Source organism: Flavobacterium sp. (assembly GCF_039595935.1).
In the GTDB taxonomy this organism is placed as follows: domain Bacteria; phylum Bacteroidota; class Bacteroidia; order Flavobacteriales; family Flavobacteriaceae; genus Flavobacterium.
Genome location: NZ_JBCNKR010000006.1, coordinates 2245499 through 2267557 on the forward strand (window position 1 = coordinate 2245499; position 22059 = coordinate 2267557).

Annotated in this window: 20 protein-coding genes; 14 read left to right on the forward strand and 6 right to left on the reverse strand. The window is 33.1% G+C overall.

The window, feature by feature from the left end; genetic code table 11:
- Positions 1–227: 227 nt before the first annotated feature.
- The 7 genes from nagB (at position 228) to ABDW27_RS19470 (ending at position 8522) form a co-directional block, all read left to right on the forward strand.
- Positions 228–2180: a glucosamine-6-phosphate deaminase gene (gene nagB, locus ABDW27_RS19440; protein WP_343698144.1), complete on the forward strand. Its 1953-nt coding sequence runs from the start codon at positions 228–230 to the stop codon at positions 2178–2180.
- A 228-nt stretch (positions 2181–2408) separates the two neighbouring features.
- Positions 2409–2645, forward strand: a complete 237-nt coding sequence (locus tag ABDW27_RS19445) for a DUF3820 family protein (RefSeq protein ID WP_343697397.1) — start codon at positions 2409–2411, stop codon at positions 2643–2645.
- 95 nt (positions 2646–2740) lie between these two features.
- Positions 2741–3154 (forward strand): phage holin family protein, encoded by a 414-nt coding sequence (locus ABDW27_RS19450; RefSeq protein ID WP_343697398.1) that lies wholly within the window; start codon positions 2741–2743, stop codon positions 3152–3154.
- 214 nt (positions 3155–3368) lie between these two features.
- A complete protein-coding gene (locus ABDW27_RS19455; protein WP_343697399.1) occupies positions 3369–4982 on the forward strand; it encodes a CTP synthase in 1614 nt (537 codons plus the stop codon).
- Positions 4983–5062: 80 nt separating this feature from the next.
- Positions 5063–6976, forward strand: a complete 1914-nt coding sequence (gene yidC / locus ABDW27_RS19460; protein ID WP_343697400.1) for a membrane protein insertase YidC — start codon at positions 5063–5065, stop codon at positions 6974–6976.
- Between the two features lie 145 nt (positions 6977–7121).
- A complete protein-coding gene (locus ABDW27_RS19465; protein WP_343697401.1) occupies positions 7122–7838 on the forward strand; it encodes a hypothetical protein in 717 nt (238 codons plus the stop codon).
- Between the two features lie 126 nt (positions 7839–7964).
- Positions 7965–8522, forward strand: coding sequence for a DUF4956 domain-containing protein (locus ABDW27_RS19470; protein WP_343697402.1), 558 nt, complete (start codon positions 7965–7967; stop codon positions 8520–8522).
- Here ABDW27_RS19470 and ABDW27_RS19475 read toward each other — a convergent pair.
- Positions 8519–10396 carry a PEP/pyruvate-binding domain-containing protein gene (locus tag ABDW27_RS19475; RefSeq protein ID WP_343697403.1) on the reverse strand — a complete coding sequence of 626 codons (1878 nt, stop codon included), beginning with the start codon at positions 10394–10396 and terminating at the stop codon, positions 8519–8521. The genes ABDW27_RS19470 and ABDW27_RS19475 overlap by 4 nt on opposite strands.
- 142 nt (positions 10397–10538) lie before the next feature.
- Here ABDW27_RS19475 and mnmA point away from each other — a divergent pair, with 142 nt between their 5' ends.
- From mnmA to ABDW27_RS19495, 4 genes are read left to right on the forward strand one after another with little or no spacing between them, the layout of a single operon-like run.
- Positions 10539–11723 carry a tRNA 2-thiouridine(34) synthase MnmA gene (mnmA, locus tag ABDW27_RS19480; protein WP_343697404.1) on the forward strand — a complete coding sequence of 395 codons (1185 nt, stop codon included), beginning with the start codon at positions 10539–10541 and terminating at the stop codon, positions 11721–11723.
- Between the two features lie 43 nt (positions 11724–11766).
- The gene (locus ABDW27_RS19485; protein WP_343697405.1) at positions 11767–13365 is read left to right on the forward strand and encodes a S8 family serine peptidase; all 1599 of its coding nucleotides are present in this window, start codon (positions 11767–11769) and stop codon (positions 13363–13365) included.
- 9 nt (positions 13366–13374) lie between these two features.
- Positions 13375–14319 (forward strand): nitronate monooxygenase, encoded by a 945-nt coding sequence (locus ABDW27_RS19490; RefSeq protein ID WP_343697406.1) that lies wholly within the window; start codon positions 13375–13377, stop codon positions 14317–14319.
- Positions 14320–14339: 20 nt separating this feature from the next.
- A complete protein-coding gene (locus ABDW27_RS19495) occupies positions 14340–14750 on the forward strand; it encodes a hypothetical protein (protein WP_343697407.1) in 411 nt (136 codons plus the stop codon).
- A 67-nt stretch (positions 14751–14817) separates the two neighbouring features.
- On the opposite strand, the gene ABDW27_RS19500 is transcribed toward ABDW27_RS19495, so the two are convergent.
- Positions 14818–15258, reverse strand: coding sequence for a DUF4268 domain-containing protein (locus ABDW27_RS19500; protein WP_343697408.1), 441 nt, complete (start codon positions 15256–15258; stop codon positions 14818–14820).
- A 91-nt stretch (positions 15259–15349) separates the two neighbouring features.
- Between ABDW27_RS19500 and ABDW27_RS19505 the strand changes: the two genes are divergently transcribed.
- A complete protein-coding gene (locus ABDW27_RS19505) occupies positions 15350–16000 on the forward strand; it encodes a CoA pyrophosphatase (protein WP_343697409.1) in 651 nt (216 codons plus the stop codon).
- Between the two features lie 127 nt (positions 16001–16127).
- On the forward strand, positions 16128–16937 hold the full coding sequence (locus ABDW27_RS19510) for a lysophospholipid acyltransferase family protein (RefSeq protein ID WP_343697410.1): 810 nt from the start codon (positions 16128–16130) through the stop codon (positions 16935–16937).
- 99 nt (positions 16938–17036) lie between these two features.
- Here ABDW27_RS19510 and ABDW27_RS19515 read toward each other — a convergent pair whose 3' ends face one another.
- The 3 genes from ABDW27_RS19515 to ABDW27_RS19525 all read right to left on the reverse strand — a co-directional run bounded on the left by ABDW27_RS19515 (position 17037) and on the right by ABDW27_RS19525 (position 19380).
- Positions 17037–17669 carry a hypothetical protein gene (locus tag ABDW27_RS19515; RefSeq protein WP_343697411.1) on the reverse strand — a complete coding sequence of 211 codons (633 nt, stop codon included), beginning with the start codon at positions 17667–17669 and terminating at the stop codon, positions 17037–17039.
- An 8-nt stretch (positions 17670–17677) separates the two neighbouring features.
- A complete protein-coding gene (locus ABDW27_RS19520; protein WP_073409791.1) occupies positions 17678–18172 on the reverse strand; it encodes a sigma-70 family RNA polymerase sigma factor in 495 nt (164 codons plus the stop codon).
- Positions 18173–18318: 146 nt separating this feature from the next.
- On the reverse strand, positions 18319–19380 hold the full coding sequence (locus ABDW27_RS19525; RefSeq protein ID WP_343697412.1) for a DUF3810 domain-containing protein: 1062 nt from the start codon (positions 19378–19380) through the stop codon (positions 18319–18321).
- Positions 19381–19558: 178 nt separating this feature from the next.
- Here ABDW27_RS19525 and ABDW27_RS19530 point away from each other — a divergent pair, with 178 nt between their 5' ends.
- A complete protein-coding gene (locus ABDW27_RS19530) occupies positions 19559–21019 on the forward strand; it encodes an aminoacyl-histidine dipeptidase (RefSeq protein WP_343697413.1) in 1461 nt (486 codons plus the stop codon).
- 76 nt (positions 21020–21095) lie between these two features.
- On the opposite strand, the gene ABDW27_RS19535 is transcribed toward ABDW27_RS19530, so the two are convergent.
- Entirely contained in the window at positions 21096–21869 is a 774-nt protein-coding gene (locus ABDW27_RS19535) for a carboxypeptidase-like regulatory domain-containing protein (protein ID WP_343697414.1), read from the reverse strand.
- Between the last annotated feature and the right edge of the window lie 190 nt (positions 21870–22059).

Consider the following 22059-nt stretch of genomic DNA (forward strand, 5'->3'; position numbering starts at 1 on the left):
AGTGAAATGAGATTCACTTTTTTTCAATATTATTTGGAATCACTGATGTGAGATAAAATGATATTCCAAATTCTACTCCAAATCAATAATTTAAATTTTATTGTATTCCATTTATAAAGGTTTTATCTTTATATGGTATTGACTGCTATTGTTTTAGCTGTGTTTTGACCTGCTTTTTTGCGACAAAAAAATAAACTTTATTTTGGCTTTTAGCCGATTTTGTAATTCTGAAAAATAAAAAAAACTATATCATGTTAAAGAGTAAAATAGATAAAGCAACAGGTTTCGAAAAGCGATTCGAAAACATCAATACTGTTGTTTTTGAAAATTCAACAGAAGCTTCAAAAGAAGTAGCAAAAGAAATTGCGGCTTTGATTAAAGAAAAACAAAAAGAAGGCAAACCTTGTATTTTAGGTCTGGCAACAGGTTCTTCTCCAAAAGGACTTTATGCAGAATTGGTAAGACTTCATAAAGAAGAAGGTTTGAGTTTTAAAAACGTAATTAGTTTTAATCTGGATGAATATTATCCGATGGAACCCAATTCAATCAATAGTTATGTTCGTTTTATGAAAGAACTTTTGTTTGACCATGTTGATATTTTACCTGAAAATGCGCATGTTCCGGACGGACTTTTAACAAAAGAACAAATCGCGGATTACTGTCACGAATATGAAGCAAAAATCGAAGCTTTGGGCGGGATTGATTTACAAATATTAGGAATTGGAGGAAACGGACATATTGGTTTTAATGAATCAGGTTCGCTTCAAAACTCAAAAACCAGATTAGTAGCTTTAGACCATATTACGAGAGTTGCCGCAAGTAAAGATTTCTTTGGTTTGAATAATACGCCAAGAACGGCTATTACGCTTGGAGTAAAGAAAATCATGGAAGCCAAAAGAGTTATTCTATTGGCTTGGGGAGAAGGAAAAGCCAATATTGTAAAAAAATCAGTCGAAGACGAAGTAACCAACCGAGTTCCGGCTTCTTTTTTACAGGAACATGACAATGCTGTTTTTGTTTTGGATAAAGAAGCATCTTCAAAATTAACGAGAATCAATAAACCCTGGCTGGTTGAGAAAATTGTCTGGACAGATAAACTAACCAGAAAAGCGGTTTTAGGATTGGCACTTGATCTTAAAAAACCAATTTTAATGCTTACCGATGCCGATTATATCGAAAACGGAATGAGCGATTTACTGGCAGATTCTGGTCCTGCATACGATATCAACATTAAAATATTCAACAAATTACAAAATACAATCACGGGCTGGCCGGGCGGAAAACCAAATGCAGAAGACACCAACCGTCCTGAAAGAGCAGAACCGGCTAAAAAACGTGTATTATTATTTAGTCCGCATCCGGATGATGATATTATCAGTATGGGAGGAACGTTTATGCGTCTGCAGGAACAGGGACATGAAGTGCATGTGGCGTATCAGACTTCAGGAAATATCGCTGTTGCGGATGATGAAGCACTTCGTTTTGCAAGATTCGTGATTGATTATAACGAGAAATTCGGAATCAAAAGCGAAGAGGCTGATAATATTTACCAAAAAGCACATACGTTTTTAGAGAATAAAAAGAACAGCGAAATTGATATTCCGGAAGTTCGTTATATAAAAGGTTTAATCAGAAAAGGGGAGGCTAGAGCAACAAGTTATTTTGTTGGTCTTCCGGATGAACAGATTCATTTTATGGAATTGCCTTTTTACGAAACGGGAACAATTGAAAAGAAACCAATCGGGCAGGAAGACATTCAGCTCACAATGGATTTGATCGAAAAAATTAAACCGCATCAAATCTATGCAGCAGGGGATTTAGCAGATCCGCACGGAACACATAAAGTTTGTCTGGATGCTATTTTTGAAGCTGTTAAAAACTTAAAACCAAAACCATTTATGGATGACTGCTGGTTATGGCTGTACAGAGGAGCTTGGCAGGAATGGGGAATTGATGAAGTCGAAATGGCGGTGCCAATGAGTCCGGATCAGGTTTTGGCCAAACGCCACGGAATCTTCAAACACCAATCTCAAAAAGACGGAGTTGTATTCCAGGGAACAGACGCAAGAGAGTTCTGGCAGAGAGCCGAAGACCGAAACAGAGAAACTGCACAATTGTACCATCAGCTTGGTTTAGCAACTTATGCTGCGATGGAAGCTTTTGTGAGATGGCATTACTAAGATTCTAAGTTGCTAAGGTTCTAAGGGACTAAGATTTTATTCGTTATGACTCGAGCGATAGCGAACTGGCGAAGCAATTCACCAATGCATTTAAAATAATTCGTGAATTCGTGGCGAAAATCATTTAAATCTTTTTTAATCTGCGGTAAATTAATAATAGCTTTGCATACAATTGAAGCAAGAAGAAAGACTTATTCTTTTTTCTTGCTTCTTTTTTCTTCTAAAACTATGGAACAAGACAAAAAACAACTTATAAAATTAGCACACACCAAAATGCCTTTCGGGAAATATGAAGGACGTTATTTAATTGATCTTCCGGAATACTACGTCGTTTGGTATCATAATAAAGGTTTTCCAAAAGGTGAATTAGGACAGCAGTTACAGCTTATTTACGAATTAAAATTAAACGGTTTAGAAGAGTTAATCCGAAATATAAAAAAACAGTATCCGAAGGGTAATAGTTAACGAAATGAGAGTTTTAATTGTTAGTAACTTTGTTTCAGTGTATTAACTTCTTTTTAGTGTTTTTATATTTTTACAGTAACTAAAAAGACCAATTAATGAAAAAATATTTCCAGCCTTCAAAAACAGGAGAAAGCGAAAGCAAACTAGCCATAATACTAGCTGTATTGGCAATTATTTTTGTTTTAATTCCACATTTAGCTTTTACAATTCTTTATATAGTATTGGCTGTTTTTGCCATAATTTTGGGAGCAGTTGGTTTATCTCAGGCAAAAAAAGCAAACATTTCAACTTCGATTGCTAAAATTGGAATGTGGATGGGAATTGGACTGATTTTTATTCCATTGATAATATATTTTTCTATCTTTTTCGCTGCTAAATCTGATTATTTGAGGAATAAAATGTCTCAAGATAAGGTAGAAGCTATAAGAGAGGATATGAAACGCCATCGCGATTCTGTAATGAAAACTGAAAAAATAATTCAGGATACTACTCAGGTTCAAAATAAATAATTTTCGCCACCGCATAAGTAGTAATATCTAAAGCCGATTTAAAGATATTTCTTAAAAATACTGCTAATAAAAGCTTAAAATTATTGATAATAAAACCAAGTAATCAATCTGTTTAAAAATTTGTAAATTATCTCATTCTCGAATAGATAAATTGTCTAATTAAATTTGTACTTTTGCCAAGTTTTTTACACAACTACTTACAAACAACAACAGAATGAATCAAACAAAATATATTTTTGTTACAGGCGGTGTGACTTCTTCATTAGGAAAAGGAATCATTGCAGCATCTTTAGCAAAATTGTTACAAGGAAGAGGATATCGTACAACTATCCAGAAATTCGATCCGTATATTAACGTAGATCCGGGAACATTAAACCCTTATGAGCACGGAGAATGTTATGTAACAGATGATGGTGCTGAAACAGATTTAGATTTAGGTCACTACGAGCGTTTCCTTAACGTTCCTACTTCTCAGGCAAATAACGTTACTACAGGAAGAGTATATCTTTCAGTTATTGAAAAAGAAAGAAGAGGAGAATTTTTAGGAAAAACGGTTCAGGTTGTTCCTCATATTACAAACGAAATCAAAGACAGAATGCAATTGCTGGGTAAATCTGGCGATTACGATATTGTGATTACTGAAATTGGCGGGACTGTTGGTGATATTGAGTCTTTACCTTATATAGAATCTGTACGTCAGTTAGTTTGGGAGCTAGGAGAAAATAACGGAATTGTTATTCATTTAACTTTAGTTCCTTTCTTAGCAGCAGCGGGAGAATTAAAAACAAAACCGACTCAACACTCTGTTAAAACTTTGATGGAGAGCGGTATTAAAGCCGATATTTTGGTTTGTAGAACAGAGCACGAATTGTCTCAGGAATTACGTCAGAAATTAGCTTTATTCTGTAATGTGAAGAAAGAAGCAGTTATTCAGTCTATTGATGCTTCTACTATATATGAAGTTCCAAATTTAATGCTTGAAGAAGGATTAGATGTGGTAGCTTTAAAGAAATTAGATCTGCCTAAAAAAGCATCTCCAGATCTTAAAAACTGGAATACTTTCTTAAAAAGATTAAAAAGTCCAAAACAAACTGTAAACATTGGTTTAGTTGGAAAATACGTAGAAATGCAGGATTGTTACAAATCTATTTTAGAGGCATTCATTCATGCAGGAGCTGCAAACGAAACAAAAGTAAACGTAATTTCTATTCACTCAGAGCATATTAATGCTGATAATGTTGAAGAGAAATTAGGAACTCTGGACGGAGTTTTAGTTGCTCCGGGATTTGGTGAAAGAGGTATTGAAGGAAAAATCGAAGCAGTACGTTTTGTACGTGAAAACAATATTCCTTTCTTCGGAATTTGTTTAGGAATGCAGATGTCTGTTATTGAATATTCTAGAAATATTTTAGGTTACGCAGAAGCCAATTCAACAGAGATGAACGAGAAAACGTCTCATCCGGTTGTGAGTTTGATGGAAGAACAGAAAAATGTAACCGATAAAGGTGGAACAATGCGTTTAGGAGCATGGAAATGTGATATTAAACCAAATACGCTTGCACATAAAATTTATGGTGAAATTACAATTTCAGAGCGTCACCGCCACCGTTATGAGTACAATAACAAATACGCTGACGAATTACAAAAAGCTGGTTTAAAAGCTTCTGGAGTAAATCCTGATACTGGATTGGTAGAAATTGTAGAACTTGAAAACCACCCATTCTTTATTGGTGTACAATACCATCCGGAATACAAAAGTACAGTAGCAAATCCGCACCCTATTTTTGTAAACTTTGTAGCAGCTGCTGTAAATGCACATAAAAAATAATAATTAATATTCCAGAAGATGTAACATTTGAGTTAATCTCATAACTAATAACCTTCGAAGAATAACTTTTTTTAATAATAATGGAAGAAAAAAAATTAGACCTTAATTCAATCATTGGTTTTGTATTGATATTCGGAATTTTGATTTGGATCATGTACCAAAACAAACCTTCTGAGAAAGAAATTGCTGCTGAAAAAGCCAAGAAAGAATTAGTAGCTAAACAAGAAGCTCAGGCAAAAGCCGATAAAGCAAAAACTGCTGTTGTACCAACTGCTGCTGTAACGCCAGGTGATACAGTTCAATTAGCACAATTACAAAAAACATTAGGCGGTTTTGCATATTCTGCGACGCTTCCTTCTGCAAAAGAAACTTTTACAACTATCGAAAACGAGAAAGTAAAACTTAAAATTGCTAATAAAGGTGGTTATATTGTTGAAGCAACTTTAAAAGAATTCGAAAAATTTAGAAAAGGTTCAGGAGAATTAGTTGAGTTAATTAAAAACAATAATTCAAACTTAAATTTACAGCTTCTTACAACAGATAACAGAACTTTAAATTCTAAAGATTTATATTTTGAACCAACATTAGAAAAAGTTGGTGCAGACCAGGTTCTAACAATGCGTTTAAAAGCGGGAGCTAACGAATTTTTAGAATATAAATATGTTTTAAAACCAAACGATTATTTAGTTGGTTTTGATATTCGTTCTCAGGGATTAAACAAAGTTTTAAACTCAGCAAAACCATTAAACTTACAATGGGATTTAAAAACATACAGAAACGAAAAAAGTGTTTCGTATGAAAACCGTTATGCTGAAATTTATTATAACTACGAAGAAGGAAAAGAAAGCTACGTAGGACAGGGAGATCATAAAGAAGAAACCCCTGATAAAGTAGATTATATAGCATTTAAACAACACTTTTTTGCTACAATTTTAAAAACTAACACTACTTTCGAAAAAGCAGATTTAGTTTCTGAAAACTTAGTAAAAGACGATAAAATCGATACTGTTTTTACAAAACAGTTTAAAGCTACCGTGCCTTTAGCTTTCACAAATGGTGAAATCGATTATAAAATGCACATGTATTTTGGACCGGCAGATTACAAAACATTAAAAGCATACGATAAAAATTTCGAAAAAATCATTCCATTAGGATGGGGAATTTTTGGCTGGATCAATAAATTAATCTTCGTTCCTTTATTCGGATTCCTAAGTTCTACAATTGGATTATCTTTAGGAATTGCGATCATTATTTTTACGATTATCATCAAATTGGCTATGTCGCCAATTACCTATAAATCATTCCTGTCTCAGGCTAAAATGAAAGTTTTAAGACCTGATATTAATGAGTTGGGAGAAAAATACAAAAAAGACCCAATGAAAAAACAACAGGAAACAATGAAACTGTACAACAAAGCAGGAGTAAACCCAATGGCAGGATGTATTCCGGCGTTGATTCAGCTTCCGTTTATGTATGCATCGTTCCAGTTTTTCCCTGCGGCTTTTGAGTTAAGACAAAAAGGATTCCTTTGGGCAGACGATTTATCATCATTTGACTCCGTTGTAAAATTACCATTCCACATTCCGTTGTATGGAGATCATATCAGTTTGTTCCCAATTTTGGCAGCAATTGCAATTTTCTTCTACATGAAAATGACTTCTGGAGATCAGCAGATGGCAGCGCCTCAACAGGAAGGTATGCCGGATATGGCTAAAATGATGAAAATCATGATTTATGTTTCGCCATTAATGATGTTAATTTTCTTCAACAGTTATGGTGCAGGATTGAGTTTGTACAACTTTATTTCGAACTTAATTACAATCGGAATTATGTTTGTTATTAAAAATTATATTGTTGACAGTGAAAAAATTCATGCTCAAATTCAGGAAAATAAATTAAAAGAGCCTAAAAAGCCAAGCAAGTTCCAACAACGTCTTCAGGAAGTAATGGAACAGCAGGAAGCAGCTAAAAAAGCTCAGAATAAAAAGAAATAATAACGAAAAATCCCGATTCAGTCGGGATTTTTTATTTTAGAAGAAAGGTTTCTTTTTCGAATGACAAATGAAAATTTTAACTTTGAAAAAGAATAGTTATACTTTATGAAACGATTTCTCGTTTAAGTTAAAAATTAAATATAATATGATTTCCAAAAGAGTTATAATAGGACTGACATTGTTGAATGTTTTCTTTTTAAGCGCCCAGACTGAGTTTAATAAACTAGATGCTAATGGCAAAAAAGACGGCGTTTGGAAAGGAGTTTATGAATCAAAACGCCCTAGATACGAAGGTACTTTCAGCCACGGTAAAGAAACCGGAATTTTTAAATTTTTTGACGACACGAAAAAAGGAGATGTAATAGCAACCCGTGATTTTACAGCTAATGACGGAAGTTCGTACACTATTTTTTACGATCAGAACAAGAATGTCGTAAGCGAAGGAAAAGAAATAGGGAAAGAAAGAGAAGGAGTTTGGAAATATTACCATAAAGCTTCTAAAATTTTAATGACTTCTGAAACGTATAAAAAAGGAAAATTAGACGGTGTTAGAACGGTTTATTATCCAAACGAAAAAGTTGCTGAGGAAATGACTTATGTAAACGGTTCAAGAGAAGGAAAATACAGAAAGTTAGGGCAAAACGGTGTGATTCAGGAAGAATCTGTTTATAAAAATAACGAATATAATGGTGATGCGGTTTTTTACGATGCAGACGGTGCCGTTGCTTCAAAAGGAAAATTTGTAAATGGTAAAAAAGCCGGGATCTGGCAGTTTTATACAAAAGGGAAAGTGAAAGAAGTAAACATGAGCGACCCAAAACAAAGTTATAAAGCTGACTCAAAACCTAAAATGAGCAATTAAGATATTTAAGGAATTAAATTTTTCGGCCACGAATTCACGAATTTTTGTTTTTATAATAAATTCATGAATTCGTGGCTGATTTTTTATCTAATTGTTTAAATTTGATTGAACTAATATTTTGATTCAATGGGCTTAAACGAACTTATCGGACGATTTTTATTGTTGTTTTTTTCGATTTTGGTTTTGTATTTCTTCTCAAACAGAAAAGATAACGAAACCATAAACCCGTTGATGGTAATTGTTGGGCTTTGTACGTTTTCGCTTTGTTACTTATTTACTAAAATTGAAATTGGAGTAGGAATTGGTTTTGGATTATTTGCTATTTTTTCGATTTTAAGATTTAGAACTCAATCTTTTACCGTAAATGCAATTATTTTTCTTTTTGCCACAATTACACTTTCAATTCTTGACATAATGTATCCTTTTGAAAAAATAGAAATACTTTTATTTTTTCAAATCATAATAATTGGATTTTACATTGCAGCTTCTGTTATCGTTAACAGAAAAGCTTCAAAATACTTAAATACAGTTGATGTTAAGATTGCTTTTGTCAGTGACTTTTCTTTAGAAAATGGAAATATTAGAAAAGCGATTCAGGAAAAAATAAACATTCAGGATTTTGATTTTAAAATCCTTTTAGTCAACACAGTTACCAACGAAATTGATCTTTTAGTTTTTTATTAATCATTAAACGGACGAACCTGTTTGATGTATAAATCTCTGTTTTCTCCCACAATTTTAAATTCAATATCTACAGGATGAAACAGATTTTTTCGCCAATAACGATACATTTTTTCTTCGATTTTTTTACTGTAAAGAAAAAGCTGGCTCATTTCTTTTCGGCTTAACAATGGTTCATTATTATTGAGATTTGAATTTGAAGTATAATCCACATCAAAATCGTCATCACTTGTTCCTGAATTAAGATGATAAGCCACAAACTGTTCGCATATTTCTCCTTTTGCAGGTTTTACGACTGAGTTTTCTCCTTTTTGGATATTAACCGTAATTCCGGGGAAATTCTCTCTAAATATATTTTTTGTAATCACAACGCCATTTGCAAGTTCATCAGGAAAAGAACGATGAACTAAAACGCCCATTGCAATATTTTGCTGATCGATTCCAAAAAGTTCTCTTTCATTATAAGAAGCTTCATTCCAGACACTTGCCCAAACCTGTTTAATCGCTTTTTCGAAAGTTTTAATGCTGTCGCCCATAATTCCGGTTTTAGAATCATATAATCCGGCACCGTTAAAATCATCCAGATCTTCGGCATTCGTAGACGATCTAAATCGGAAATTTTTGAATTTAGCGTCTTTAAAAGCGAAATTTAATTTCGAAAGTAATTCAGGGTCAATCGGTTCTTTTTTTATGGCATTGCGAATTTTTTTCAACTGCTGGTTTACCCAAACTGCCGAATCTTTTTTAGTAGATGCTAAAAGTTCATTTATTAAAGGAGATATTGACTCTTTTTGAATGTGTTTGGTATAATAATAAAAAGGAATGGCATGCGCATTTTCTGGAACTTTAAACGAAATTTCTTTTGAAATCGCAATCAAATACGCCATATTTTGTGCTTTTGAACCAATATAATTAACTCCTTTTTTTGGAATTTTAGATAAATCGACTAAATCTGTAATTGTATTGTCGATAGTTAGTTTTTTCTTTTTAGAATTATTTTTTAAAACTATTTTTTTATTGGTTTCATTAATGAAAAAAGTATCAACCTGAATTTTTAGTTCGACTTTTTTTGAAAGTAATTTTTGGATGTTTTTATCTTTTAAAGCTTGTGTATAAGCCATGATAGGAATTTTTCTGTTTTTTCCCAAAAGAACCAAATGACTTAGCGGAGTCTGTAATTCTGTAACAATAATACCTCTTACATTTGGCAGAATTTCCGGCGTTCCGTCTAAAACAATAATTTCATCAGGATTTGGTTGTGTTTTATCCAGATCTTTAATGTTGTATTTTTTTAAAATGCCAACATTATTGCCAGAAACTACTTCCTGATATTGTATTTCATTAAAAATATAATCTGATTTTACACACGGAATTTTAAATTGTTCCAAATGAAACCATTCCATTTGATCTGGATTATTCAGATAAAACTTTAAATCATCTTTGATAAAAGTTGAGTTTTTAACGAGATTAAAAAAACGTTCAATCTGCTCAATTGGCATTCTGTCTGAAGCTGCCAATTCAAAAATCCATTTATCGGTCCCTTTAATGTGATTTAAATTTCCGAGTAAAAAATCCCTGTTTTTTAAAGTGTTACTATAATTTTCATTATTAAAAACTTCTAAATTATAATTGTATCGCAAATAGTTAACCACAAAATCATAATGAAGCGGAATTAAAGTGCTGTTGAAATAATACATTTTTTGTTTTCTCAAATCGTAAATAACTTTTACAGATTCGATATTCGAAAATTTATCAGATAATGGTTTTCCTCTAAAAGCCTTGTAAGCATTATAATCCTGCAGCGTAGAAGAATACCTCTGCGCACTCAAAGACATTGTGATTAAAAAGAAAAACAAACTATAAATGTATTTTTTCATAACAACTTTATTGAATATTAAAAGTAAGTATTTAAACAATAAGTTTTATCTACTGCGTGATTATATAAACTAATTAAAAGGGATTAAATTTTCTAAAATATGGCGTATCTTTGCACCCTTATAAAAATATAAACATTTTAAAATGAAACGAGTAGTTGTAGGTCTTTCTGGCGGAGTTGATTCTAGTGTTGCAGCTTATTTATTGCAGCAGCAGGGATACGAAGTTATTGGACTTTTTATGAAAAACTGGCACGATGATTCTGTTACTATTTCTAACGAATGTCCTTGGTTAGAAGATAGTAACGATGCTTTATTGGTTGCCGAAAAACTCGGAATACCGTTTCAAACTGTTGATTTAAGCGAAGAATACAAAGAAAAAATCGTTGACTATATGTTCAACGAATACGAAAAAGGAAGAACTCCAAATCCTGACGTGCTTTGTAACCGTGAGATTAAATTTGATGTTTTTATGAAAATCGCGCTAAGTCTTGGTGCCGATTATGTTGCGACTGGACATTACTGTCAAAAAAGCGAAATTGAGGTTGGCGGAAAAACCGTTTATCAATTAATTGCCGGAAATGACGTAAACAAAGATCAGTCTTACTTTTTATGCCAATTGTCTCAGGAACAATTATCTAAAGCCTTATTCCCAATTGGTGCTTTAACAAAACCAGAAGTTCGCGAAATTGCGGCCGAAATGGAATTGGTTACAGCTGAAAAGAAAGATTCACAAGGACTTTGTTTTATTGGGAAAGTTCGATTACCTGAATTTTTGCAGCAAAAATTACAGCCAAAAGAAGGTAAAATTGTTCAGATCGACAAAAACGATCCAATTTATACTATTGAAAAAGAAGCTGAATCTTTAGAAGATGAACTAAAAATTGAAGCTCAAAAATTGAATTATCGTCCAGAAATGGGAAAATTTATGGGTAACCATCAAGGTGCGCATTATTTTACAGTTGGGCAGAGAAAAGGATTAAACGTTGGTGGAACTACAGATCCGTTATTTGTTATAGCTACTGATGTTGAAACCAATACAATTTATACAGGTTTAACAAGCAATCATCCGGGATTATTTAAAAAAGCATTATTTGTAGGAGAATCTGAAGTACACTGGATTCGCGAAGATATGGCTTTAAAACCGGGCGAAAAAATGAATGTAATGGCGAGAATTCGTTATCGTCAGCCGTTGCAAAAAGCAACTCTGCATCAATTTGAAGACGGAATGTATGTTTCTTTTGAAGAGCCTCAGTCAGCCATTACTGAAGGACAGTTTGTTGCCTGGTATTTAGAAAATGAATTAGTTGGTTCGGGAGTAATTTCTTAGCTTTATACTTTTTTAATGAGGTTTTCCTTTTAAAAGAGTATCTATGAAATATAATTTTACTTTTCTTTTAGTATTGTTTTCTACTGTTTTGTTTGCTCAGGAAGATGCCTGGGTATATTTTACAGGAAAACCAAATGCTCAGGATTTTTTTAATAATCCATCGCAAACCCTTTCGCAGAGATCATTAGACCGCCGTACTGCGCAAAATATTGCTTTAAACCTTACAGATGCTCCGCTAGAAACTACTTATGTAGATCAGGTAAAAACGAGTACAGGAATAACCGTATTGGCGCAGTCAAAATGGTTAAATGCGCTGCATATCAGAGGAACTCAAAATGACATTAATGCCTTAAAATTACTATCGTTTGTTGATAAAGTTGTTTTTGCAAATAAAACCCTGAACGGAACTTCAAAAAAGGCTTCGGTAAATAAAATTTCAGAAGTAAAGAAAAAACTCGAAACAGCTGTTGATTATGCTTATGGAACTTCTGCAAATCAAATACAAATGCTCAACGGGCAAACCTTGCATCAGCAGAATTTTACAGGATTTGGCAAAATAATTGCCGTTTTAGATGCCGGCTTTCCGGGTGTAAATACAGCAGAACCTTTTCAAAGACTGCGAGATAATAATCAGATTTTAGGAGGTTATGATTATGTCAGCAGAAGTACGAATTTTTACGCTGGAGATGATCATGGAACCTTGGTTTTATCAACAATGGGAGGCTATAAAGAAAATTCTTTGGTAGGAACAGCTCCAGATGCTTCATATTATTTATTTATAACAGAAAATGATGCCTCAGAAAATCCTGTAGAAGAATCGTATTGGGTAGAAGCTGCAGAACAGGCTGACGCAGTTGGAGCAGATATAATTACGACTTCTTTAGGCTATTTTGCTTTTGATAATGCCAATTACAGTCATACCTACAGCAATATGAATGGTACAACAAATTTTATTACCAGAGGTGCAGAAATGGCTTTTAGTAAAGGGATATTTGTTGTGGCATCTGCCGGAAATGAAGGAAACCAAACCGAAAACCATATTGGTTCACCTGCTGATGGCGTTTCGGTGCTTACAGTTGGTTCTGTAAATGCTTTAAAAGTAAAAGCATCTTCAAGTTCTATTGGACCAAGTTTTGATAACCGCACCAAACCAGATGTTATGGCACAAGGTGTTGCGGCGGTTGTTTCAAACACTTCTGGTGTAATTACTACGGCCAACGGAACTTCTTTTGCATGCCCGATAATGGCAGGGATGGTGGCTTGTTTATGGCAGGCATTTCCATCAAAAACAAATCAGGAAATTAGAAATATGATTATTCAGTCGGCTGACAGATATACAACTCCGGATAATAATTATGGTTTCGGAATTCCTAATTTTGGCTCGACATTAAGTGTAGATGTTTTTCAGCCTGTATCTAATTTTTCAGTGTTTCCAAACCCTGCAAAATCAACAATTTCTTTTTCATTTGAAACAGAAACAGCCTCAATTTCGATTTATACATTGCTTGGGCAAAAAGTAATTGAGAAACAAATAACAAGTCAAAATCCGGTTCTTTCAGTAGAAAACTTAACCAGCGGACTTTATTTTTATACTTTTAAATCGGAAGGTTTACAGAAGACAGGAAAAATAATAAAACAATAACCGTTTTTAATGAACAGAATTACAACGCTTTTTAATATAAAATATCCCATTATTCAGGGAGGAATGATCTGGAATAGTGGTTATAAATTAGCATCTGCAGTGAGTAATGCAGGAGGTTTAGGTTTAATTGGTGCAGGATCGATGTATCCGGATGTCTTAAGAGAGCATATTCAGAAATGTAAAAAAGCGACTGATAAACCGTTTGGAGTAAACATTCCGATGTTATATCCCAATATTGAAGAAATCATGAATATTGTGGTTGAAGAAGGCGTAAAAATCGTTTTTACTTCGGCAGGAAATCCTAAAACCTGGACTTCTTTTTTAAAAGAAAAAGGAATTACAGTTGTGCATGTAGTAAGCAGCAGTGTTTTTGCATTAAAAGCGCAGGAAGCCGGGGTAGACGCTATTGTGGCTGAAGGTTTTGAAGCCGGCGGACACAACGGACGTGACGAGACTACGACTTTAACCTTGATTCCGATGGTTAAGGAAAAAGTTCACATTCCGCTTATTGCCGCTGGCGGAATTGCTACCGGAAGAGGAATGCTTGCTGCAATGATTTTAGGTGCCGATGGCGTTCAGGTTGGAAGCCGTTTTGCGGCATCAGTAGAATCTTCTGCCCACAATAATTTTAAAGAAACGATAGTTAATATAAAAGAAGGGGATACTCAATTGACTTTAAAAGAATTAGCTCCCGTGAGATTGATAAAAAATAAATTCTATAATGATGTTCAGGCTTTATATGAAAAATGCCCTTCTAAAGAAGATTTAGCAGCGCTTTTAGGAAGAGCCAGAGCCAAAAAAGGAATGTTTGAAGGTGATCTTGAAGAAGGAGAACTCGAAATTGGGCAAATATCCGGATTGATCCATGAAATTTTGCCTGTAGAACAAATTGTTCAAGAAATGATGTCGGATTTTAGAACTGCAAGCGAAGAAAAGACTACATTTGAGTTTTAAATGTTTGCAAGAAATATTTTATGAATTCTATTTACAAATATATACTACTATTGTTTTTTGGTTTTGGATTGCAGCAAGTTCAAAGTCAGTCGTATCATTTTAAAACTTCTGGTTTTAGCGTTCTGGAAAAAAATGAAAAAGGTAAATGGGGGCAGTGGTCTAATCTTGATTTGGTAAACCTTTCGGTTGTTTTGGATACTGATAAGCATAGAATTGTAGTTTATTCTCAGGAAATACAACTTTTTAATATTCTGGATTATATTGAGCGTGAAGAAAACGATACGGACATCGTTTATTCTTTTATGTGCAAAGACAATGACGGACGCGAATGTAAGCTCTCAATTATTACCCGAAAAAAACAAGATAATCGTAAACAGCTGTATATTAACTATGATGACCATATTATAGTTTATAATATTTTTACGGTGTAAAACAAAACCCGGCTGTATTAAAGCAGCCGGGTTTTTGTTTTATAGAATTCTTAGGGTCTTAGAATCTTTAAAAAGAATCAATTTCCTTAATAAACTCATCATATTCCAGATAAAACATTTCAAGTGCATGCATATTTTCGTTGAAGAAATCAAAAATAGCATCCCAATTATTGCGATTGCTAAAACCAACTCCGAGTTTCTCGACCCAAATTCGGCTGATATTTTTACCGCTTTCTAAAGTGTAGTTTTTTTCGAAAACCAAATCTTTGATGAACTCTTCTTCAAGAATATTTTTTAAGGCTTCTAATTTTTCAAAATAGGCAAAACGTTTTTCGTCGCTTCGGTGTTCAATATCAATTAAAACCTGTGCTTTTTTATTGTCAACATAAAATTTAAAAGAGAAATCTTTGATTTTAGTGTCATAAAGAACCCATTTACGTGGATATTTTTCTGCAAAAGCTACCCAAAATTCCCTTTTTATTCTTTGTGATTCTTCTCTGCTGTACATTTTTATGGCTTTGTTTTAGAAAACTTGTAGAACCGCATTTTCTAGAGTATATTTATATTTTAATTTGAAAGTACAAAAATAAACTTTGAATATGGATTTTCAAGATTTTTTGCAATATGTTCCTAATTTAATTCCAGTAGAACTTCCGGCAGAGCTGTCACATGTAAAAATGGCTCCAAAAGAACGTATTCAGGCTTTGAAAAATTTAGATGTTGAATCAAAAAATCCCAGAATTGCAGCTGTAATGATGTTGTTTTATCCCAAAAAAGGAAAAACACATTTAACCTTGATTGTTCGAAATGCTTACAATGGAGTTCATTCTTCCCAAATAGCTTTTCCCGGAGGTAAATATGAAAGCACTGATTTAGATTATAAAGAAACCGCTTTACGAGAAACTAATGAAGAAATAGGAGTGCTTCCTGAAAAAATTGAGATTGTAAAACATTTTACACCAATGTATATTCCGCCAAGTAACTTTTTAGTTCATCCGTATTTAGGAATTGCTAAAGAAGAACTTTCATTTTTTCCGGACGTTCGCGAGGTTGCAGATATTATTGAATTGCCTTTATCTGTGTTTTTAGACGACGAAATTATTATCGAAGCCACATTGTCAACTTCTTACGGAAATAACATATTGGTTCCGGCATTTAATATTCAAAATCATGTTGTTTGGGGAGCAACGGCGATGATTTTAAGTGAACTAAGAGATGTCTTAAGATTTACTTTTTCAGAAAAATCGTAAATCGTAAAAATTAACAATTTGATATTCATAGAAATAGTGATTTGTTTTGCAAATTTTATAAAACTATTGCTAAAAGAATAATTTTTGTATGTTTGCGACTTAACCAAAAAAATACAAAACGGACGTTATGGGATTGTTTAAACGAAATCCTTTTGGGCATATATTATTCATCAAGAAATGGTTAATCCGTATTTTGGGAGCCATGACCCATAGAAGATATCGAGGTTTTAATGAATTACAGATAGAAGGATCTGAAATTATTAAAACACTTCCTGATACAAATGTTTTGTTTATCTCCAATCACCAAACCTATTTTGCTGATGTTGTGGCAATGTTTCATGTCTTTAACGCAAGTTTAAGCGGACGTCAAGATACTATTAAGAACATTGGGTATTTGTGGCAGCCTAAAATGAATATTTATTATGTAGCGGCAAAAGAAACAATGCAGGCTGGATTACTGCCAAGAATTTTGGCTTATGTTGGAGCAATTACAGTTGAAAGAACCTGGAGATCAAAAGGGGTCGATGTAACTGAAAAACGTGAAGTTAATCCAAACGACACGGAAAATATTAGAATAGCTCTTGAAGATGGCTGGGTAATTACTTTTCCGCAGGGAACAACAAAATCTTTTAAACCAGTTCGTAAAGGAACAGCACATATCATTAAACAGCACAAACCTCTTGTAATTCCTATTGTAATAGATGGTTTCCGTCGTTCTTTTGATAAAAAAGGACTTCGTATGAAAAAGAAAAATATACTTCAGTCTTTCATAATTAAAGAACCTCTTGAAATTGATTACGAAAACGACACAATCGAACAGATTGTAGAAAAAGTAGAATATGCAATCGAGCAGCATCCATCTTTCTTAAAAGTTATTCCAGCTGAAGAAATCAAAGCACAGGAAGAACTTAATAAAATGAGACAATGGGATTATTAATGATTTTAGATTTCTGAATTTAGATTTTAGATTGTTTTTTTGTTTAAAGTTTCAGGTTAAAAAAAATTAGTATCTTAGAATCTCAGAACCTTAGCAACTTTAAAAATCTATCTTCTTTAACTCCTTATAATTTACATACAATCTTCGTAAAAGAGTTCCGTATAACAATCTGTAAAAGCACCAGAATAATCCAAAGAAGCCTAAAATTACCAGAATTAAAATCCCAATTGTGGCAAACATCGCTTTTCCGTTAACAGCTAATTTATCTCTTAAGAAAGCCATATCCGGATTGTAAACAAAAGCGATAAAGAAACTTAAGATCGAAGTAATTACGATCATTCCTAAATTATACCATACGTAATATTGAACCGTTTTACGGGTTCTTAAAATCGCACTCATTAAAGATTTTGTTGCAACAGTAGTAGAAATTGTAGTGTAGTTTTTATAGAAAATAAACACAAAAATTAATCCAACCAGATAATTTAAGTAAGTTAGGTATTCAAGGGCAGTAACAATTTCCGGATGATTTATTTTTCGTAAAACATCATCGGTATTGATAAATAAGTTGGAAAAAGTCCAAAATGAAATTTCTAAAATACTGATAATCAAAATCCATTTCACAATAGAAGATGATTTTTTGTGAATCATTTTATAGATTTCTTTTTCAGAAATTTGTTCAAAAGAATCCGAGTTCTTTTTCCAGTCTTTTTTTAGTAAATCCAGTTCTTTCATAATAATTTTTAAGGATTTAGTATTTTTTTAAGTTTCCCCTTAATTCTGTTCATTTTCACGCGCGCATTCACTTCGCTGATTCCTAAGGTTTCGGCTATTTCTTGATAATCTTTGTCTTCTAAATACATAAAAACTAATGCTTTTTCGATGTCATTAAGCTGATAAACTGCTTTGTACATCAATTTTATCTGTTCTTCCTCTTCATAATTGTAATCAACATCTCTCACAAAATGCTGATGACTTTCATAATCTACGGTAGATATTGTTCTTTTGGTTTTTCGGTATAATGTAATTGCAGTATTTAGAGCAACGCGGTAAGTCCAGGTCGAGAATTTACTGTCGCCTCTAAATTTTGGATAAGCTTTCCAGAGCTGAATGGTGATTTCCTGAAACAAATCTTTATGAGCATCTTCGCCATCAGTATATAACCTACAAATCTTGTGGATTATATTCTGATTTGCCTGCAATTGCGCAACAAATGACTGTTCTAGATTTTCGCTCATATAAGTATTAGTAGTAGTGAAAACATTTTTGTTACAGTTGAGTTTATTTTTTTGTCACGGATTAAAGATTAATAAAGATTATATTTCTTTTAATTATTAAACAGAAAATAAAAAATCCTTTTAATCTGTGCAATCTGTGGCAAAAACTAAATTTTTCTCGTCCTGTAATAATTTATCATCAAATCAATAAACTTGCTGTAACTTTCCATTCCGTCTTTCTGGTTATTCGATTTCAGGAAATTATCATATAAAAAATGAAAACCTTCATCAATAAAAGTGTCATATTTTTTCCAGAAATCCTGACTTTCCTGATAGTTTTTTAAAATTCCGGGATTTATTTGGTTTTTTAAAACTTCGAAAACTTTCTCGTTTTTAAACTTCCAGATTCCAAGACAATAACGCAAAGCAAAACTATAGCCTGAATATTGAAAATATAAATCGTCATTTTTTACAGAAGCTAAAACACCGATAAAATTACATTCGTTTTCGCTCGCAAAACCTATTTGATGCGCCATTTCGTGAGAAGCCGTTAGCGGAAATGAATACATAGGTAATAAATCATTTACCTGCGCTTCGTTTGTAAATGGATTCAAATATCCTCCAAAGCCCATATAAGTTAAGGGTACACTGAATAATGATTTTTTTACACTCAAGGTCTGATATTTAAAATAAGGATGTTCGGCTGCTAAATTTTCGTAACCGTTTAAATTCATCTTAAAAACTTCTTCCTGAGAATAAGGAAAACTAATTTTTTTGTCCTTATTTTTTGTGATTTTAAACTGAATTTCATTAGTTTTTACAATCAGTCTTTTTGTAAAGGCTAATAAATCAGCATCGGTATATTCTCTTTTGATTTCCATTTTCTCGAAAAGAGGTTTTCTATAATAATTGAATGCCCAAAGCACATGAAAGAAAAAGTAAAAAACAGAAATTTTACCTGTGATTTTTAAAAGATGATCTTTCCAGTCTGACTTCCAGGTTTTCCGAATTTTCCAAAACCAGCTTATAATTGACAAGATAAGAATAGCGTAAATACAATCTCCAACCGAAAATGGAATTTTACCTAAAATTGTTCGTGAAAAGTTTGAAATTCTAATGTATAAATTGTTGCTGTAAAGACCCTCGACATAATCTGGAAAAAACGGCAGGATTTTTAAAAAGAGAATCTGGATTAAAAGAAATAAAGGAAGTATATATTTTGATTTCACAGTATAATTTTTGGATAAGTAAATATAATTACAATTATTATAACTAAAAAAAAATTGTATTTGAGGAATTTGATTTTAAGGTGACTAATTAGTGCTAATTCGTGAAATTTGTGTCTAAAAAAGCATTTAAACTTTGTAACTTTGAAACTCTTAATTGTTAAACATCAAACAAAATATAATGAGTCAGGAAATTAGAAATCTGGAACCAAAAGCACTTTGGAACAAATTTGCAGATTTAAACGCCGTTCCGCGTCCGTCAAAAAAAGAAGAGCGAGTAATCGAGTTTATGAAAAACTTTGGAAACAGCTTAGGTTTAGAAACTTTTGAAGACGAAATTCGAAATGTAATCATCAGAAAACCGGCAACTCCGGGAATGGAAAACCGTAAACCAATTGTAATGCAAGGGCACCTTGATATGGTGCACCAAAAAAATGCAGATACAGTTTTTGATTTCGACACACAAGGAATCGATATGTATGTTGATGGTGACTGGGTTCGTGCTCGCGGTACAACTCTTGGTGCAGACAATGGATTGGGAGTAGCTACAATTATGGCGATTTTGGAAAGTAAAGATATTCCGCATCCGGCAATTGAAGCTTTGTTTACAGTTGATGAAGAAACCGGAATGACCGGTGCATTAAACCTTAAAGGAGGAATTTTACAAGGTCAGATTTTATTGAATCTTGATACCGAAGAAGATGATGAAATTGATATTGGATGTGCTGGAGGAATTGACGTAACAGCGACAAGAGAATATAATGAAGAAGAAGTTCCTGAAGGCTCTGTTGGATATACTATTACGGTAAAAGGCCTAAACGGCGGACATTCTGGAATGGATATTCACAAAGGATTAGGAAATGCAAATAAAATCATGAACCGTTTATTATTTGATGGTTTTGAGAATTTTGGTTTACAGATTACTGAAATCAATGGCGGAAGTCTTAGAAATGCAATTCCAAGAGAAAGTGTTGCAAAAGTGATTATTTCTCAAATGTTTGATGAAGCCTTTGTGTTTGATATGCAGGAAATTATTACTGATATCAAAGCGGAATACAAAACGACTGAACCTAATTTATCTATCGAAATCGTTAAAACTGAATTGCCTGAAAAAGTAATGGATTTAGGTGTTCAGGAAGGGATTATCAGAGCCATTTACGCAGCTCAAAACGGAGTTTACAGAATGAGTGCTGATATGGCTGATTTGGTTGAAACTTCAAACAATATTGCGCGAGTAGTGGTAAAAGACGGTGAAATTTTGGTTGGATGTTTAACACGTTCTTCTGTTGAATCTTCAAAATTTGATCTCGCTAATTCTTTGCGTTCGGCCTTTGAATTAGTTGGATGCGAAGTTGAACTTTCCGGATCTTACCCAGGATGGACTCCAAATGTAAATTCTGAAATATTAGAAGTTTTAAAAGATATTTACGAAAAGCAAAATGGTGAACAGCCTAAAGTGGTTGCTTGTCACGCAGGTTTAGAATGTGGAATTTTAGGAACAAATTATCCGGGAATGGATATGATTTCTTTTGGGCCAACTATTCATGGAGCACACTCTCCAGATGAAAGAGCCAGCATTTCATCGGCTCAAAAATATTGGAAATTTGTATTAGAAATTCTTTCGAATATACCGGTGAAATAGTTTGCAGTCACAGTTTTACAGTCGCAGTTTTTTAGTTAATATTGATAACTAAAAAACTGCGACTGCGACTGAAAACTTAATTTCGTTTCAACACTTTATATTGCTCGTAGCAGCCACTAATGGCATCTAAGATTTGTAAGTCGTTTGCTGTTTGAATAAACGCATCAGAATAGTTGCAGCGGTGCATTATCTCAGGAATTTCATCTTTACTTATTCCTAAAAGTACAGCAATAGTTTCACGATCGTATTTGGTCTCTAAAAGATTTCTTATCGTATCGTCTTTTTTCATATCCTTTAACTTCTTGAGCTCTCTGGCGTTTTTTCCAAAGAAATTATAAAGCATATCGGCAGGATTAAAAATAGAACCTAAAACTTTACCAAAGGCATTTGGAGAATATTCACCTGCTTCATAACCTTGTGTAAGGCCGGAAATACTGTATCGGTAGTTTTCTTTTGTTGGAATTAATTTTGAATCAATTTCAAGATATCCAGTCAAATTAAAAGGAGCAATAACAACTTCTTCAAGTGCAATTGCTTTTTCAGTAAGCTGAATTCGAGTTACTTTATTTTTTATCCAGTCATTTGTTACTCTGATTCTAAGAGATTGAAATCCTAAAAGAGAAAAATGAATCGTATCATTAGGCTGTACATCAATTTCAAAATACCCTTTTGAATCAGATTTTGCGCCGCGTACCTTGTTGGTGTTAATGATATTTACGTTTGGAAGAGGTTGTTTACTATCGTCATTTATAATATAACCCGATACTCTTTGAGGAGTTGTAGTTTCAGTCTCTTGTGCGAAACCAATGGCGGAGAATAGTAAAAAAAAGAAAACTGCGAAATATTTCATATCCTGATTTAAAGCACTAAAAGTAGTAAATCGAGATTAAATATTTTGCTGTATTCGAATATAATTATCAGAAAATTAACAAAGTCAGCGAGGAAGATTGGATTACATTGTTTTCAATTAAAAAACACATTTGCAGAGAGTAAGATTCTTAATATAAAAAAAATCCCAAATTCCAATTGTAGTAGGAATT

Bases quoted from the DNA above. Each gene is read 5' to 3' on its own strand.
- ABDW27_RS19445 (WP_343697397.1), top strand. From the start codon at position 2,409: ATGGAACAAGACAAAAAACAACTTATAAAATTAGCACACACCAAAATG.
- ABDW27_RS19450 (WP_343697398.1), top strand. From the start codon at position 2,741: ATGAAAAAATATTTCCAGCCTTCAAAAACAGGAGAAAGCGAAAGCAAA.
- ABDW27_RS19455 (WP_343697399.1), top strand. From the start codon at position 3,369: ATGAATCAAACAAAATATATTTTTGTTACAGGCGGTGTGACTTCTTCA.
- yidC (WP_343697400.1), top strand. From the start codon at position 5,063: ATGGAAGAAAAAAAATTAGACCTTAATTCAATCATTGGTTTTGTATTG.
- ABDW27_RS19465 (WP_343697401.1), top strand. From the start codon at position 7,122: ATGATTTCCAAAAGAGTTATAATAGGACTGACATTGTTGAATGTTTTC.
- ABDW27_RS19470 (WP_343697402.1), top strand. From the start codon at position 7,965: ATGGGCTTAAACGAACTTATCGGACGATTTTTATTGTTGTTTTTTTCG.
- ABDW27_RS19475 (WP_343697403.1), bottom strand. From the start codon at position 10,396: ATGAAAAAATACATTTATAGTTTGTTTTTCTTTTTAATCACAATGTCT.
- mnmA (WP_343697404.1), top strand. From the start codon at position 10,539: ATGAAACGAGTAGTTGTAGGTCTTTCTGGCGGAGTTGATTCTAGTGTT.
- ABDW27_RS19485 (WP_343697405.1), top strand. From the start codon at position 11,767: ATGAAATATAATTTTACTTTTCTTTTAGTATTGTTTTCTACTGTTTTG.
- ABDW27_RS19490 (WP_343697406.1), top strand. From the start codon at position 13,375: ATGAACAGAATTACAACGCTTTTTAATATAAAATATCCCATTATTCAG.
- ABDW27_RS19495 (WP_343697407.1), top strand. From the start codon at position 14,340: ATGAATTCTATTTACAAATATATACTACTATTGTTTTTTGGTTTTGGA.
- ABDW27_RS19500 (WP_343697408.1), bottom strand. From the start codon at position 15,258: ATGTACAGCAGAGAAGAATCACAAAGAATAAAAAGGGAATTTTGGGTA.
- ABDW27_RS19505 (WP_343697409.1), top strand. From the start codon at position 15,350: ATGGATTTTCAAGATTTTTTGCAATATGTTCCTAATTTAATTCCAGTA.
- ABDW27_RS19510 (WP_343697410.1), top strand. From the start codon at position 16,128: ATGGGATTGTTTAAACGAAATCCTTTTGGGCATATATTATTCATCAAG.
- ABDW27_RS19515 (WP_343697411.1), bottom strand. From the start codon at position 17,669: ATGAAAGAACTGGATTTACTAAAAAAAGACTGGAAAAAGAACTCGGAT.
- ABDW27_RS19520 (WP_073409791.1), bottom strand. From the start codon at position 18,172: ATGAGCGAAAATCTAGAACAGTCATTTGTTGCGCAATTGCAGGCAAAT.
- ABDW27_RS19530 (WP_343697413.1), top strand. From the start codon at position 19,559: ATGAGTCAGGAAATTAGAAATCTGGAACCAAAAGCACTTTGGAACAAA.
- ABDW27_RS19535 (WP_343697414.1), bottom strand. From the start codon at position 21,869: ATGAAATATTTCGCAGTTTTCTTTTTTTTACTATTCTCCGCCATTGGT.